This is a genomic window from Caballeronia insecticola (assembly GCF_000402035.1).
GTDB lineage: Bacteria > Pseudomonadota > Gammaproteobacteria > Burkholderiales > Burkholderiaceae > Caballeronia > Caballeronia insecticola.
The window spans coordinates 124,523-139,703 of sequence record NC_021295.1 but is presented as its reverse complement, the minus strand read 5'-3'; the positions used below and the strand labels follow the sequence as shown (position 1 = coordinate 139,703).

Genomic DNA, 15,181 nt, shown 5'->3' with positions numbered 1-15,181 from the left:
CAACTCGCGTCGGATAATCGAATTTGACGGCGTGGACTTGAGTTTCGACCTCACCGCGCCCAATAACAATCGAGTTTTCGCAACGGAAGGTTTTGCGATACGCGAAACCTCTCCTACAATGAAGCCCGCTTTAGAGCGGGATTCGGCACCCGCACTACCTTTCACGATTCGTCAAGTACGAAAACAATGCACTACGATCTGGTTGATTTGCGAACGTTCCTCGCCATCGCCGAAGAGGGCAGTCTTTCGCGTGGCGCAGCCCGTGTTCATCTCGCCCCGTCATCCGCCAGTCTTCGGCTGAAGAAACTGGAAGAGGCATTGGGCGTCGCCCTTTTCGTGCGGCAGGCGCGGGGAGTTGCCCTGACCGCGGCCGGTAACGTGATGCTCGAACACGTGCGACATTGTGTGGCCCGGCTCGAGCAGATGCACGCGGATCTCTCGCCCTATGCCCTCGGGTTGACGACGCATCTGACCTTGTTCGCGAACAACAATGTCGTCAACTTCTATCTCCCCGACGACCTCGCCCGCTTCTTCGCTGCACATCCGTCAGTTCGCATCACACTGGAAGAGCGGCTCGGAACCGACATCATCGTGGCGGTATTGCAGGGTCGCGCCGACCTCGGTGTGGTGGCGGTCGATTCCGACCATCCCGATCTCGAGTTCCTGCCCTATCGCGAAGATCGGTTCGTCGTGGTGGTGCCGTCAGGTAGCCGGCTCAGCCGGCGCAGCGCCGTGCGCTTCACCGAGTGTTTCGGCGAGCCGTGGATATGCCAGCAAAATGGATCGGCGCTTCACACCTACCTCATGAGTCAGGCTGCGGCCCTTGGCGGCCGCCTCGACGTACGGGTGCAAGTCGCGAGTTTCGACGCGGTGATGCGACTGGTTGGGTCGGGCGCCGGCATCAGCATTGTGCCGCAATCCGCGATAAGCGAACGCCAGCAGGGAAATGTCACCGTCGTGAAGTTGACAGACCCTTGGGCCGCCCGTCATCACCGCGTCTGCTTTCGCAAAGGGACACTGGTGGGCAACCGGCATCTTGTTGATCTCGTGGACACACTTTGTGGACCGGAAGCCGCGCGACTCAAAGAATGAGGCGACTGAGCGCCGTGCCAGGCCGGCGCTACGACCTCGTAAATCCTGCGATGGGTACGAGTCGCATTGGTGCGTTGCGATCAACGCGCCGATGCTCGACCCCGCCGGCAACGTGACGGCAATCACTCATCAAGTCACCAAGGTGACCGAGTCGCATTTCACGGAAGAAGCACAGCGAAGGCGTCGGACCGTCAGATGTTCCTGCTGGCGCAGGGGTACTGACTGCGGGCGGACGCGCAAGATAGTGCAAACTCCGAACACGTTATGCAGATTCTTTGCGGCGCGCGACAACGCATATGCAATTATCGTTTGGTGTTGACATAAAGGAATTAGCGACTTTTTGTTTGTAGGTCCCAAGTTCAATCTCGCGTTCTGCCAAGTAGATGGAATGGTCGCCTCCCGCCTCAAGCGGGCAGCCAGACGCCGTAGGTGCTGCTCGTTAGCGTGCGACATTGTTGGTTCGGCAGTCCGCCGTCAAGGAGAACCGGATGGAACCCGCGATCATTGCCATCGACCTGGCCAAGCGCGATTTCCAGATTCACTATGTCGAGCCTGATACCGGCGCGATTCACAGCAAGGTACTCAAACGCGCGCAGCTCGTGCCGTTCTTCTTCAACCGGCCTGCAAGCCGTGTCGTCATGGAAGCCTGTGGCAGCGCACATCACTGGGCCCGTGTGCTGGCACGCCTTGGTCACAACGTGCGACTCATCGCGGCCCAGTTCGTCCGGCCCTTCGTGAAATCAAACTTCGGACCCATCCTGGCGTGCGAGAAGTTGCGGGAGTGCCACGGCATCAGACGGGCTGTCGAGATCGTGCGAACGTTGATGACGGCCGCAGGACTCTGGGTTCCCCGCAAGCAGCGCCCGCCCAGCCTTCACCAGCCGCGTGATCGGCGCGCGTGCCTGGGTGAGCTGATTCAGATCGACGGCAGCGAACATCACTGGTTTGAAGAGCGAGCGCCGCAATGCACGCTGCTGGTGTTCATCGATGACGCCGCCGGACGGCTGATGACGCTGCACTTCACCGCGACCGAGTTGACCTTCAGCTATTTCGAGGCGCTGTCGAAGTACCTGCGCGCACACGGAAAACCGAAGTACGCAGTACGTGCGTCGCCGGGTGAATGCGACCGCCGCGCCAACTTCGGTACACGACTCTCAGCGACCGGTCGGCCGACTAGCACACCTTGGGCAGCTCTCGGTGTGCAACAGTCGTTCAAGGGGCGCGCCGGCCTGCACACGATCTCCTCGCTACAGACGTTCACCCCAATCTACTGCGCCCCCGTTCGCGAAAAGGTGTCCAGGCGAATTTCTATAATGGTAACTAGAACGGTCTCGTCGAGCATGAATAGGATTGGGAGTGAACATCTTGCCAGCGAATTTTGAACGCCGGACATTCACTCCACAAATTGGACGCGTGGCTAAATCGCCGCCGGAACCTGTTCGACCGATGATCCACCCCGCACAGCCCGACGCGTCAAATTGAACAACACCAGTTCCATTGCTACGAGGACGATGGCAGCATAGCCAATCGCACTGAAACCGATAAATTCGACTAGCGTCCCGCCGAGGAAAGGAGCGATTGCAGCGCCTACCATAAGCATTGCTGGCGTTGCGGCCACCGCCCGCCCGGTAACATCGAGTCGCGCAAGCAGGCCGAAGGCATAGGTGTGCGTGAACAGAATCGTGAATGCCATCAGCGCTCCTGACGCCGCGAACAACGAGTAAGTCGAGGTGTGCGTCACGATCATGGCGCACACAGCCTGCATGATCGGTCCGATCGAAATGACTGTTGTCGCCTTGATCCGCTTTTCGAGCAAACCCGCCAACGGCGCCGGAAAAAGCGTGACGATGCCGTAGATCACCAGCGCCAGCGTCACCAGTTCGCGGCCGAATCCGCGTGACATGCCGATTCGCTCGTAGAAGCTCAATGTCATGGCCTGAGTCATCGCGAGCAATGCGATTCCGGCAATCGAATACCAGACCGCCCGGGCCAGCGGCTGCACGCTCACGGGAGATCCGTCGCGATCCGCCACAATCCGCCGGCTCGGACGCGGGAAGAACAGCAGTGCCGCCACGGCCGCTATCCCCATGACTCCAGCAAAAACGATAAACAGCGTTGCCCCTCCGAACCTCGCTAGTACGCCTGGCGTTCCGCCGAGAAAGACGATACCGAATAGGCCAATGGCCAGCCCGGCCCATGCAAATACACGATGAGGATTGAGTGCATGCCCGATCGTACCGTGCGTAGCGCTCAACGCGGCTCCAACCGCGAGGCCACCGGCAAAGTGCAGGGGCACCAGCGTGCCCATGCTCGTTTGGCGGAAGCACAGCGCAAATGCCAGAGCCGCAAGAGCAAAGCCGGTCACCACAGTCAGCTTTGCGTTCACGCGGTTGACACGAGAGGCACACACTACGCTGGACAATGATGCTCCGATCAGAAACAGCGTCGGCAGCGTGCCTGCCTGTTGAGGATTGAACCGGTAATGGGCGATCAACGTACCGACCCACAACGGCAGTGCGACCAGATCCAGCATGCCTGCACAGTGGGAAATCATCAGCGTCACTATTCCTGGAGCACTTTCGATTCGAGATAAGTCGAGTACCTTCTGCATGGTGGTCTCCGAGTCAGAACGCATGAATCCAGCGCAGGTTCACGTGAGTGCCGGAGTAGGTGTTGCGCTCCACCACCGGGAAATACAGATTCGCGAATACGAAGTTATTGCGATCGATCGTCCACTCAGCGCCGGGGCCCAGCGACAGGTTCGTCGTGCGGGCGGCAGCCTGGCTTGCCCCGTTGACACGGTCATCCGTGATCTGGCGGAACCAGAAGCCGTTCAGGCCGACATTGAGGTGCGGCAAGACCTTGTAAGAAGCTGCAAAGTTGGCCCACACTGCCTGACCGGCCTGAAAGTTCACCATGCCCGGGACTTCAAACGGATTGTTGATTCCCGGATTGGTGTTCTTCAAGTTGTACAGGTAGTGCATGCGCACCGACACTTCCGTCTTCGGCGTAGGCAAAACGGTCACCGACCAGTACGGGTTCAGCGACCAGAAGCCCGAACTCGGATTGACGAGCTTGTTCGGATCGTAGGCGCCGGTTGGCGCGATCACATCGAACTCGAAACGCTGCACGAAGACTGGACGACCTTCGCTGATCACGGGCGCCATCTGCAAAAACGGGCCGAACGTAATGTCGCCGAAGCCCGAACGCGCGGTCAGCGTCGGCGCATAAGGATTGAATTCAGTCGAGTGTGCGTTCAACGACGTAACCGGCAGCATCGCCGTGAACCCGAGTGCGCCCCCCAGGACGCGAATCGGCGACGTGTAGACCATCTGCGGCATCCACACGAACGCATTGAGTTGCGCGTCCTTGAAGACGGAGCTTTGCGCGCCGGTGTTGGTATAGAACCGGGTGTTGTGCTTGTACTGCAAGAGCTGGATCGACGTCCAGCCCGGCTCCGTACTGCCGAACGCATCATTGAACGTGGTCGCGCCGAGATCGATGCCCGCCGGCTGATACGTCGATGCCTGCCCCCAACATGACATCGCAGCGAGGGTCGCTCCAACAACGACTCTTATGGATCGCCGCATCCTGCTTTGAAAATCGATCCCCTTTTTCATTCTGTCTCCTGAATATAGTCGGACTACTTAATTTTTATGAATCCATTCGCTGAAACATCTTCCCTTAACGCTCGCCCAATCGATTCTTGACGGAGCGACGGACGCCTTCGTGATGCAGTGGGTCGGATATCGTGATCCGGCTTCAAACCGGGTCTCTTCGCACTCGGACAAGTGCGCATGGGACCCTTTCGGTTACGGCCGGGCTGGCGAGAAAGCGGCTGTATCCTCGTGCGCCAGCAAACCTTCGCTTAAGTTCGGGCTGACGCAAACGGCAGCACGAGCCGCGACAGATGCGTCGCATCCCGATAGATCGTGTGCGTCACTGCCCGTCCAACAGGGAGATGAAATGCATCGGGCGGCAACAGCGAATTGTGCTCGTCCACCAGCGGCTCGTTGCACATGAGCTCGACGACCAGCTTGTGGCCGGCCTTGAATTCATTCGCGAAGGGGTAGAGCCGCACGACGTATTCATTGATCACGCCGGGATCGACAGGCACACTGCGTGTGTGTGGGTGATATGGGTTGCCTTCGCTGGATCGTTCATCGAGTTCGCGATGCGATGCCTTGAGGAAGCCTGTCGTGACAAGCTGGCGTTTGCCGGTCGGCGCCTCGTCCCACACGCGCAGGATCAGATTCGTATCGTCCTGGTCAATGGCTACATGGAGATGCGCAGCGCCCACGCCATGGACCGATGTCGCGGCCTGGAACGGTTCCGTGGACCACATCAGCTTCTCGACCTTGTCCACGATAGTCAGTGGCGCCTGATAAAAGCCTTCCGGATGCGCGTGCTCCATGTGCAGGGGCTCCGGCTCGAACGCCAGCTTGCCACGGGTACGCAAGTACAATGGCCTGTATTCGACTGGCGTGACGGGCCAATGATCGGCCGTCATCCATGTGCGGCTGCCTTCGACATGCACCTTCACCGCTGCCTCGTCCATGATCCCGTTGTCGATGCCCTTCAGCCAGTAGTCGTACCAGCGGAACATGGTGTCGTGGTCATCGATCCAGGGGCGTGTCTGCATCGGCGGATAGGGTCCGATCTCCAGTTTCTTCGGGCCTTTCAGCACATCGAAGAGCTCGATCGTTCCGTCTACGGTCCAGCCGCGGCCCTGGTTGATCTGCAAGTACACGGGGATATCGATGTTTCTGGCCAAATTGATCGGGTTCTGCTCTTCGTACCACTCGCCATCGAGATGATTCATGACGATGTCGAACCAGGACTCGTGGTGAATCGGATAATTCAGCAGATGCACGAGGTTGGGCCAGGCCGCCACGTCGGGGTCGGCTAGTCGCTCGGCCACGCGCCGCTTGATTTCCTCCTCGGAGCAGGTCGCCAGCATGCGAGACTTGTGCCGCTGCGTGAAAGCCCAGCCCGAGTCGCCGCCACGGCCCTCTCGTGCGGCACGCGGCATGAACCACATGACACCGCCGTGATAGGTCGTTTCATAAAAATCGAAGTGCCCGCCGCTGACGAAAATTGCCTTGAGATGCGGAGGCCGTTCGGCCGCAGCGAAGATCTGCATCGAGCCGAAGTAGGAAATTCCGATCATCCCGACCACGCCGTTGCACCATGGCTGCGCGGCGACCCACTCGATGAAATCGTAGGCATCCTGCCCCAGTGGAACGCCGCCGGCGTTGTAGTTGCCGATGTGCTCGCCCTCTGAAGCGCCGGAGCCGCGTACGTCGCCGATCACGTGTACGTAGCCCTCCTTCACCACGCGCGCGATGTCGCCCGCCTCGATGCATCCGTCCCACAACGGAGAAGGACGCTTCTGAGGAGGAATGGAGAGCGCAAGCGCCTGCAACTCCTTGCCGTAAGGGCTTAGCGCGACCAGCGCCGGACGCGGCATATCGCCCGGCGCATGGTAGGCGTCGGCCGCCAGATGAATGCCGTCGCGCATCGGCACGCGCAAATCTTTGTGTACAACCATCATGAGCGATAGCCCTTGTGAAAGTAACCGTGCATCGTGGTAAAGAATGGCGAGGGTTCCAGGGTCGGGTCGCCGTCGTAGCGCAAGTGATGCGCGATACAGCAAAAGGGCGAACAGGGAGCCGTGGCAACAGCCGTGCCGTCGAGGCCGAATTGCTCAGTGGCGGCGCGCACCCTCGCCTCGATGCCGAGGCTTTCCTGAATGCTGGCCGCTGCCTGTTTGCGGTCCAGCACCACGCCCGGCGACTCCGCACCCTGGCTGCGATAGGGATGGCCGAGAAACAGGCGGTTCGGTCTGACGTGGTCGCGAAGGTGCAACAGGCTGGCGCGATACGCATCCGGATCGGCATAACTCGGAAATCCGTTGGCTGCACCGTGAATCTGCACGGCATCGCCGACGAAGACATCGCCCTGCCCTTCCACTACATACGCCACCGAACCTGCCGTGTGACCCGGCACGGAGTGCACCGTGATCGTCACGTCCGGCCCAAGCGATAACTTGTCGCCATGGCGAACCACCTGATGCGGTTCCATCTCGCCGGAAATGGCGACCTCACAGGCCGCCGTGAGCTTCGCCTCCCCTTCCGGATCGTCGATATATCGGCCACGCGCTGCCAGATATTCTTCGACATGGGTTCGGCGTGAACGCAGGAACGGTGCATCTGCCTCGTGGATGACGACCTTGGCTTTGCGGCCAGTCAGCTCCCATAATGCGTGCGCCCCGCCGATGTGATCGATGTGACCGTGTGTAAGAAGAATCCAGCGCACATCTTCGATGCGCCGCCCCAATTTCCTCAGGGCTGGTGCAATGCCTTCCGCCGGCGATGCGGCGATGCCGGTATCGACAATCGCCGGCTCGCTTCCGTCGATGAAAAAGCTGTAGAGGCCGAACCTCCCCCACTGCGAAAACAGTGGCTGGATATCGACCGTGCTCATCGCTTTACATTCCTGATGAAGTCAGCGGTCTCGGCGAACACACCTTGGAACTCGGGCAGCCAGGAGAAGTGCTGGACAAATCCATGCGCAGCCGATTCGTAGCGGCGGATCGTGGCAGGAACGCCTGCCTGCTCCAGCTTCTGACCATACAACTCGCCTTCGTCACGAAGAGGATCGCATTCCGCCGTGACGATGAGTGCCGGCGGCAGCCCGGAAAGATCCTGTCGCTTGATGGGCGACACGAGCGGGTCAGCGGGGTTCGCACCGCTATCGAGGTAGAACGCATTGAATGGCTTCAGCATTGCGGTTTCCAGTCCATTGCCGACGGCGTTGCTCTTCAGCGACGCGTAACGCTCGACATTGAAGTCGAGATCGAGCGACGGGTAATAGAGCACCTGATGCGTAATACATGTCAGACCCGCGTCGACGGCCATCGTGGCGACCGCAGCCGCGAAGTTGGCGCCTGAACTGTCACCGGCCACGACCAGGGTGCGGCCGTCCCAGCCGATGTCCTCGCTCGGGCCGCGACCATGCTGTTCTATCCACCGGACCACGGCGTAGCAGTCGTTCAGGCCCGCTGGATACGCATGCTCGGGAGCGAGCCGATAGCCGACCGAAACGACGACAGACTGCGTGGCGTCGGCCAGCGCGCGCGCAACATGATCGTGGGTATCGAGGCTGCCAAGAAAGAACGCGCCACCGTGGAAATAAACCAGCACCGGATGGACGCCCGCGGCCGTCGGCTTGTAGATGCGCACGGGAATTTCACCGGCAGACGTGGACAGGTTCCGGTCGAACACGGAGTGCACGGGAAGCCGCTTCTCCGGCGGAGGAACGTGGCTCTCGTCCGCCGCGCGCATGGCCTGAGGATCGAGCGGTCCCGGCGGCGGAGGCGGCAGCGAAGCGATGAACGCGGCAACTGCAGGATGGAGTGCCATGATTTAGCTCCTTGCGGCGATCTCGCCCTGATGCTGGTTGGGAAAGACACTCTGGACCTCGTCTTCGCTCCAACCCTGGCGCGACAGGCGCTGCAGTTCATCGGTGACCGGCTTGCGGCTCGCCTGGAATTGCGCAAGTGCTTCGGCAATCGAATCGGCCTCCCGGAGTTTCTCGGCAAGCGCACCGGCATCCAGGACGGCCGAGTTCGCACCCTGCCCCTGGTGGTGCAGCATCGCATGAGCCGCATCGCCGATCAGCACCACCGATCTGGAATGCCAGAGGGGAACCGGGTCGATGTCATAGACGGCTCGCAGGTTCACCTTGCTCATGTCGAGCCCCTCTGCGATGGCCTTCAACTGCGCATCGAAACCCGCCACCACGTTCATCAACTCGGTCTTGCTGACGGCGGGCGCCGGCGTGGAGTCGGTCGCAAGACAAGTGACATCGAACGACACCTCGTTGCGATGGTGGAGCGGCAACAGATAGATCTTGGTGCCGTGCCCTACGTACATGCGAAGGTTGCCGTCGGCCACCAGGCCGAACGTATCCGCCGCCGGGATGACCGCGCGATAGGCGTGTTCGCCGGCAAATACGGGGGGGTGGTCGCCGAACAGATGCTTGCGCACCTGCGAGCGGATGCCGTCGGCGCCGACGATCAGATCGGCGTTCACCGTCACGCCGTTTTCGAAGATCGCTGTCGCGCCGTCGCCGTTGCTGGTGATTCGGCTGAGACGGTGGTCCAGCTTCACCATGCCTGCGGGAAGCGTGCCCAGCAACGTCTCGATGAAGTCGCCACGGTGCACGAAATGCGTGCTGGCACCGAAGGCCTGTTTTTCGGGCCATTCCTCCATCGCGATCCGCTGACCGTGAGCGCTCAGAATCTCAAAGCAGTCGCTCGGCGAGGTCACGGCGGCGATACGGTCGAAGATGCCGAGCTTGCGGAACTGGTCCATCGTGGAGGGACGCAGTCCAATCCCCGCCCCGACTTCCTTGATCTCCTGCGCCTGCTCGTACACCGTGACCGTCGCGCCCAGTTGGCTGAGCGCCAGCGCTGCGGTCGCACCGGCGTACCCGGCGCCGATAACGGCGATATTCAGATCCTTCAAAGTGCTCGATGTCATGATGCGTCTCTTTGATCGGGTTCGTGTCACTGATTGGAGATCGGCGTCAGAGTCAGAAACTCGGCCGTGTTACGAACGAACAACTGGTCGATGAGCGCGTCTTCGATACCTTCGGCGTGCAGATCCGGTATGAGCTGCTCGAACAGATAATTCACCGTGTGGCCTTTCACGCCAGGCCAGCCCAGCGGTGAGCAGTTCGCATCCGCCGATGCAAGGACCTGCTTGACCAAGCCACTGTTGAGGAATCTCAGGAAGTGCTGGAGACGCTCCTGACGGTGGCGGCCCCAGAAAGGCGGGTCGGGCAATTCGAGGTCGTAGCCGAAGGTATCGAAGCCGATCCGCGCGCCCGCATCCAGAAGGGCTTTCTCGTTGATCAAGCCCTGACTCACGCCATCATCGGCATGTCCGAACAACACCCTGTGGCAAGGCAGTCCCTCTTCGGCAAAGATATTCAACGCCGGCGAGGAGTCGACCGCGAGATGAGTGAAGATCGGCGCGCCGGTGATCCGCGAGGCACGTGCCGCGGCGCGATAGATGCGCAGGTCGAGCTCCTTCATCTTGAAGCCACGACTGACGCCGACCTTGATGATCCCGGCCTTGGCGCCGGTGTCACCGATACCGACGCTGATCTCATGGACGAACTGGTCGGTCAGATACTCGACGCTCGCACGCTCGAAGAACGGCAATGCCGTGTCGCCACCAACAAAACCCGTGCTGGCGACAATGTGCACGCCCGTCTTGTCGGACAGGGACTTGTAATAGTCGATATCGCGACCATTGCAGATACCGGTGGCTTCCACGAAGGTCGCGGCACCCCACGGCTTCGTGTTCTCGTGAAACTGGCGCAGCTTCGGCACCGTCTCTTCATAGCGCTGTTCCGGCGTCTTCCACCACTTGCTGTCGAGTTCGCAACCCGGCATGCCGTAGCCGATATGCTCATGAATTGCGACAAACCCGAGCTCCGAAGCCGCGATCGTGCCCAATACCGTATTCACACGTGTCATTTGACTTCCCCGTTTACGCTCAGCAGATGCGCGGTGTTCGTGATCAGCAACTGTGCGATGTGCTCCTGGGAAACCCCTGCCGCTTGGAGCATGGGCACGAACTTCGTCAGCACATCGCTGTAGGGAATGTCGTTACCAGGTTCACCGAATGCCACCCCGGTGGCACTGGCCGACAGAAGAATTCGATCGGCATAGCCTGCGTTGATCACTTCGACGATCAATGCCACCCGTTCAGAATCGCTGACGTAGAGCGCGTCGCTCGAACCAATGTGGTCGATGCCCACCCGGGCACCCGCGCGCGCCACGACCATGGGCCAGCCGTTGACAACGGCGTCACGGCGATCCATTCCGCCCATGACAATGCGTTCCGGCGCGAGAGCTTCGTCGATGGCCAGTTGCATGTCGGCCACGGCGTCGGCGCCGCAACGGACCAACACGGGCACCCCGTAGGTTTCCCCGGCACGTGCTGCCCCGCGCACCAGGCTGCTATCGGTAGGCGTCATGCCGCTGTGGGAGACCGCCGTGACGACCATTCCGGCCGGAGCACGTCGCTCCCGGCGAGGAACCACCATGCCTTCATTCACCTCTCGCCCGAACAACTCGGCGAACTTGCTGGCCGGCCAGGGCGTGGGAGGATTGGTCTGCGGCGTCAGAAAATATCCGCCCAACATGAACTCCGGCCCTTGGCCCGTGGAAGCGACGATATGAACGCCGGTGGCACGGGACAGCGCTTCGTACAGGCGCAGATCGCGCCCTTGGAACATGCCAGTCGCATCGACGATCGTGCCCCCGCCTGCCGACTTGAACGCCGTTAGTTTGGCGGCTATCACGTCGAACACTTCGGCGCGATCAATCCTGATGTCGTACGCATACTGAGCTCCGGGCAGCACGCACAGCAGCGATTCGCTGAACAGCGTGATGCCAAGCTGCCGGGCATCGACAGGGCCGAGCACAGTATTGACACGGGTTGGATTGACGCCTTCGTCTTTGGGAGGATCAAGGATGAGGGACGTAAAAGGCGGCAAGGGTTCGAGAGCACCCTGACTGTGTTTAACACACATGTACGCCTCCTGTAGGCGATGGGGCGCGATGCACGCCATCAACAGTAGAAACGGTCATCTCACTCAAAACAATCTCTCCGATCTGATAAAAACAATGTTCTTTGTTATGCCAATTCATGGGCCAAAAGAGGAAGCTATCGGTCGAAAGTCGATTCGGAATGTTTTGTACGACTATGTAATTACGTGTTGCTTTATTTAAATCTTCGAGAATTTATCGCCAATGCCTGCCGGCTACACGCTGCACGTAGTCACGCGACGCAGCTTCGGGATCGGAACGCGATAGTCAAGCGCAACGGCAGTCGCCCTACCGTCCGCTTGCCGCCAGCGAAGCAACCCCTGCTCGCCGGTGCCTTCCACGATTTCCGCCTCACCCGCAACCGGTGTTGGTCCAATGGCCTTTAGAGAGATACCAAAAGCCTCTGTCCAGAAGTACTGCTGGAACGCGAGTTCGGGAGCATCCAGCCTGAGGAGCGCGGCGGCGGCCACTTTCGCTTGATCGATGGCACTCGTCCACAGCGGAACACGTGCGACGCGCCCCGCGTGCGGGAACGCAGCGACGTCTCCTACGGCCGCAATGTTCGGGCGAACCAAGCCGCGCCGGTCCACCACGAGCGCGCCGCCAGTAAGTAACCCGGTGGTGGCGAGCCACTCGACGTTGGGGGCGTCGCCGACAGCGGAGACGATCACCTGCGCTTCGATCACCGTGCCGTCGCCAAGCGCCACCACGGATGCACCGTCGCGCATCACAAGCTTCGCGGAGTCAGTGGCGACAATCTTGAGGCCCTGCGCAACAGCAGCATCGTGAAACCGCGCCGCGAGCAATGCGCCGAGATGCGCAGCGAGCGGCGTGCCTTTGGCGACGAGCGTCGTTGCACATCCCGCCCCGATTGCGCCGGATGCGATCTCCATGCCGAGCGGACCACCGCCCACCACTACGACCGAAGGCCTCGAAGCGAGTCGTGCCCGCAGCGCCAATGCATCGGCGAGCGTGCGCACGGTGTATTCGTCGCTACGACTACCAGGGGTTAGACGTCTGGCTCGCGTGCCGGTGGAGATAATCAGCGCGTCGTACGGCACTTCATCGCCGTCCGCGAGCCGCACGCGCTGCCGATCCACGTCGAGACCAACGGCAGCGATGCCGCGCCGTTCGATCGCCCCGTGCGTCGCCTCTGGCAACAAGTGCGAGGTTAGATCATCCTCGTCGCGTAGCATGGCCTTGGACAAGGCAGGACGGCTGTACGGCGCAACCGCTTCGTCGCCGATTACCGTGATTCGGCCATCGAAACCTTCGGCGCGAAGCGTGTCGCAAGCGGTCAAACCCGCGATGCCACTGCCCACCACTACGATATCGCGTAGGGAATCTCGAAGGATGCTCATTAAGTCGCCTCGTCATCGACGAGCTTGAGCGCGGCTACCGGGCAGACGCGCGCCGCAGCCTGAGCGGTCGCCAGGACCGCCTCACTGATCTCGTTCACATCGATGGCGGCATAGCCTTCGTCGTCGATGTGAAGAAGCTGTGCGGCCACCTCTTCGCACAGACCGTGTCCTTCGCAACGAGGGCGATCAAGAATCAGTTTGATCATACGGCCTCCAACTCCAGGACAGGAACTGTGTCGAACGACACCGTGACATTGCTCGGCGCGCGAGCGACTTCGCCGATGCGAAACGATTTGATTTGAGTTGCAAGCGCCTCGATGATCGCTGCACCCTCCATGCGAGCAAGGCCTTGACCGGCGCATCCATGCGGGCCATAGCCGAAGGACAGATGGTCTATCGGGTTGCGCGTAACGTCGAAGACTTCAGGGTCCCTATAATGGCGCGCGTCGTGGTTGCCTGCTCCCAGAATGATCGCAATACGCGAGCCGTCCGGGATCTTCACGTTCCCCACCTTCACCTCTTGCGTCGCAACGCGGCTCCACACATGGACCGGTGAGTAATAACGCAGCACCTCGTTGAAGGCCGAAGGAACGAGCGAGAGATCGTCACGAACTTTCGCAAACTCTTCCGGAAAGCGCCCGAAGAGAGCGACGGTGTTGCCGATCGCGGCAAGTGTCGTATCAAGGCCAGCGCCTAGATATTGGTGAATGATGTGGCGGGCGGCGCCTTCAGGGACGATCCCTTTCCTCTCCGCCTCGAAGACACCCCAGCCTACGGAGCCGGGGGTGAGCGCGTCCTGAGTGATCTGCGAGCAGTAGCCGTAAAGTTCGCCCGCAATCGGGAAATTCTCTGCTGTGCGCCGATTCATCGGCCCGATAACTTCCATCGCGGCCTGCCCCCAGCGGAGCATATTCGCCCTGGCGTCACCCTGGAAGCCGACAAGGTCGGCGACAACACCGATCGGAAAGCGCCGGGCGATGTCGTCGATCGCATCAAAGGACTGCTGCTCGACCAGGTGAGCCACAAGTGCCTGCGCATTGGCCTTGATCTGCTCGCCTAGACCACGCAGTGCCCGTGGCGTGAGGTTCTCGGAAAGTGCGGCGCGCAACTGGGTGTGCTCTGGCGGATCGGAAGCAAGCGAGGTTCCCTGCAACGCGTGGTTCACGCCGTCGTTGAAGCCGACGCCCTGAGCGGAAGAAAAGCGCGTCGGGTCGGCCAGCGCGTCCTTGATAACGTCGTAGCCGGTCAGGGCGTAGAGTTTCGAGTGCGTGAGATAGACGACTTCGCCGAGCTCGCGCAATGCCCGGTAGGCCGGGTAGGGATCGACGAGCACATCGTCGGCCCAAAGGTCGATGCCGGATTGGGGGACGCTAGTCACAGGCCATGCTCCACGTCGTTGATCATGGCATGGAGTATGTATTTCGCTTTACATCGTGTAAAGCCAAAACGCACCTTGATAGGGTAATCCCCGAATCAAGGTGCGCCTAGCAATTTCCACCACAATTCGGTCAGTACCTCGAGGGCCGGTTCGGCGGTCAGATCCAGATCCCCGCGCATCCATGAGAGCGCGGTTTGGTCGAGCGCGACAAATGCCAGTTCGCCGCGGAAATGCCGCGTGTTCGGCTCATAGCGGTTGGCTGCATCCAGACCCTCGCGAATGTCTGCCACCACCTCTTCAATCCAGCCGCGAAGGAGCGCACGCATTTCAGCATCGACAGCGGAAGCCTCGGTTGCCGCCAGCACATAGGGTTTAATCAACGGCCAGCGCGCGGCCTGGTCACGCAGCCAGCCACCGAGTTTTTCGCGTGAGCCCTCGCGTACCACCGCCACTAGCAGGCTCGCGGTGGAGTTGCGCCCGGGTTCCTCACGCCGCTCAAGGATGCCGTCGAGTTCGTGAATCAAAGCGCGCATCAGTTCGCGGCGCGACTCGAAGTGAGAATAGAAAGTGACGCGCGTGGTCTTGGCGGCGGCGGCAATGTCATCGACCGTAGTTACCACGTAGCCGCGCGAAACGAACAATTCAAGCGCCGTTGAAAGGATGCGCTGTCGAGTCGCCTCCTTCTGAATTTCTCTTTGGTTTTTGCGTTCCTTTGTCATGGCG

The 15,181-nt window shown here is 60.6% G+C and carries 13 protein-coding genes and 1 pseudogene; 2 read left to right on the top strand and 12 right to left on the bottom strand.

Translation table 11 applies throughout. The annotated features are described in order from the left end of the window. Nucleotides 1-186 precede the first annotated feature (186 nt). Both BRPE64_RS31065 and BRPE64_RS34100 read left to right on the top strand, forming a co-directional pair. Nucleotides 187-1,092 (top strand): LysR family transcriptional regulator, encoded by a 906-nt coding sequence (locus BRPE64_RS31065; RefSeq protein ID WP_044044104.1) that lies wholly within the window; start codon nt 187-189, stop codon nt 1,090-1,092. Nucleotides 1,093-1,580: 488 nt separating this feature from the next. Next, nucleotides 1,581-1,838, top strand: a pseudogene (locus BRPE64_RS34100) (IS110 family transposase); the annotation flags it as partial. A gap of 671 nt (nt 1,839-2,509) precedes the next feature. Here BRPE64_RS34100 and BRPE64_RS31055 read toward each other — a convergent pair. The 12 genes from BRPE64_RS31055 to BRPE64_RS31000 all read right to left on the bottom strand — a co-directional run bounded on the left by BRPE64_RS31055 (nt 2,510) and on the right by BRPE64_RS31000 (nt 15,177). Continuing rightward, nucleotides 2,510-3,703 (bottom strand): MFS transporter, encoded by a 1,194-nt coding sequence (locus BRPE64_RS31055; protein WP_044044102.1) that lies wholly within the window; start codon nt 3,701-3,703, stop codon nt 2,510-2,512. A gap of 13 nt (nt 3,704-3,716) precedes the next feature. Further along, nucleotides 3,717-4,637 (bottom strand): SphA family protein, encoded by a 921-nt coding sequence (locus BRPE64_RS31050; protein WP_044044101.1) that lies wholly within the window; start codon nt 4,635-4,637, stop codon nt 3,717-3,719. Nucleotides 4,638-4,960: 323 nt separating this feature from the next. Beyond that, nucleotides 4,961-6,646 carry a CocE/NonD family hydrolase gene (locus BRPE64_RS31045; protein WP_051180605.1) on the bottom strand — a complete coding sequence of 562 codons (1,686 nt, stop codon included), beginning with the start codon at nt 6,644-6,646 and terminating at the stop codon, nt 4,961-4,963. Then, nucleotides 6,643-7,578 carry an MBL fold metallo-hydrolase gene (locus BRPE64_RS31040; protein WP_044044099.1) on the bottom strand — a complete coding sequence of 312 codons (936 nt, stop codon included), beginning with the start codon at nt 7,576-7,578 and terminating at the stop codon, nt 6,643-6,645. The genes BRPE64_RS31045 and BRPE64_RS31040 overlap by 4 nt, the downstream gene beginning before the upstream one ends. Continuing rightward, a complete protein-coding gene (locus BRPE64_RS31035) occupies nt 7,575-8,516 on the bottom strand; it encodes an alpha/beta hydrolase (RefSeq protein WP_044044097.1) in 942 nt (313 codons plus the stop codon). The genes BRPE64_RS31040 and BRPE64_RS31035 overlap by 4 nt, the downstream gene beginning before the upstream one ends. 3 nt (nt 8,517-8,519) lie before the next feature. Next, nucleotides 8,520-9,638, bottom strand: a complete 1,119-nt coding sequence (locus BRPE64_RS31030) for an FAD-dependent oxidoreductase (RefSeq protein ID WP_044044096.1) — start codon at nt 9,636-9,638, stop codon at nt 8,520-8,522. A 26-nt stretch (nt 9,639-9,664) separates the two neighbouring features. Further along, on the bottom strand, nt 9,665-10,642 hold the full coding sequence (locus BRPE64_RS31025; RefSeq protein WP_044044094.1) for a phosphotriesterase family protein: 978 nt from the start codon (nt 10,640-10,642) through the stop codon (nt 9,665-9,667). After that, nucleotides 10,639-11,703 (bottom strand): phosphotriesterase family protein, encoded by a 1,065-nt coding sequence (locus BRPE64_RS31020; protein ID WP_232519376.1) that lies wholly within the window; start codon nt 11,701-11,703, stop codon nt 10,639-10,641. The genes BRPE64_RS31025 and BRPE64_RS31020 overlap by 4 nt, the downstream gene beginning before the upstream one ends. Before the next feature lie 231 nt (nt 11,704-11,934). After that, the gene (locus BRPE64_RS31015) at nt 11,935-13,080 is read right to left on the bottom strand and encodes an NAD(P)/FAD-dependent oxidoreductase (protein WP_044044092.1); all 1,146 of its coding nucleotides are present in this window, start codon (nt 13,078-13,080) and stop codon (nt 11,935-11,937) included. Further along, entirely contained in the window at nt 13,080-13,283 is a 204-nt protein-coding gene (locus tag BRPE64_RS31010; RefSeq protein WP_084675964.1) for a ferredoxin, read from the bottom strand. The genes BRPE64_RS31015 and BRPE64_RS31010 overlap by 1 nt, the downstream gene beginning before the upstream one ends. Further along, complete coding sequence (locus BRPE64_RS31005; protein ID WP_044044088.1) at nt 13,283-14,458, bottom strand: cytochrome P450; 1,176 nt, start codon at nt 14,456-14,458, stop codon at nt 13,283-13,285. The genes BRPE64_RS31010 and BRPE64_RS31005 overlap by 1 nt, the downstream gene beginning before the upstream one ends. 95 nt (nt 14,459-14,553) lie before the next feature. Then, nucleotides 14,554-15,177: a TetR/AcrR family transcriptional regulator gene (locus BRPE64_RS31000; protein ID WP_044044086.1), complete on the bottom strand. Its 624-nt coding sequence runs from the start codon at nt 15,175-15,177 to the stop codon at nt 14,554-14,556. Nucleotides 15,178-15,181 lie beyond the last annotated feature (4 nt).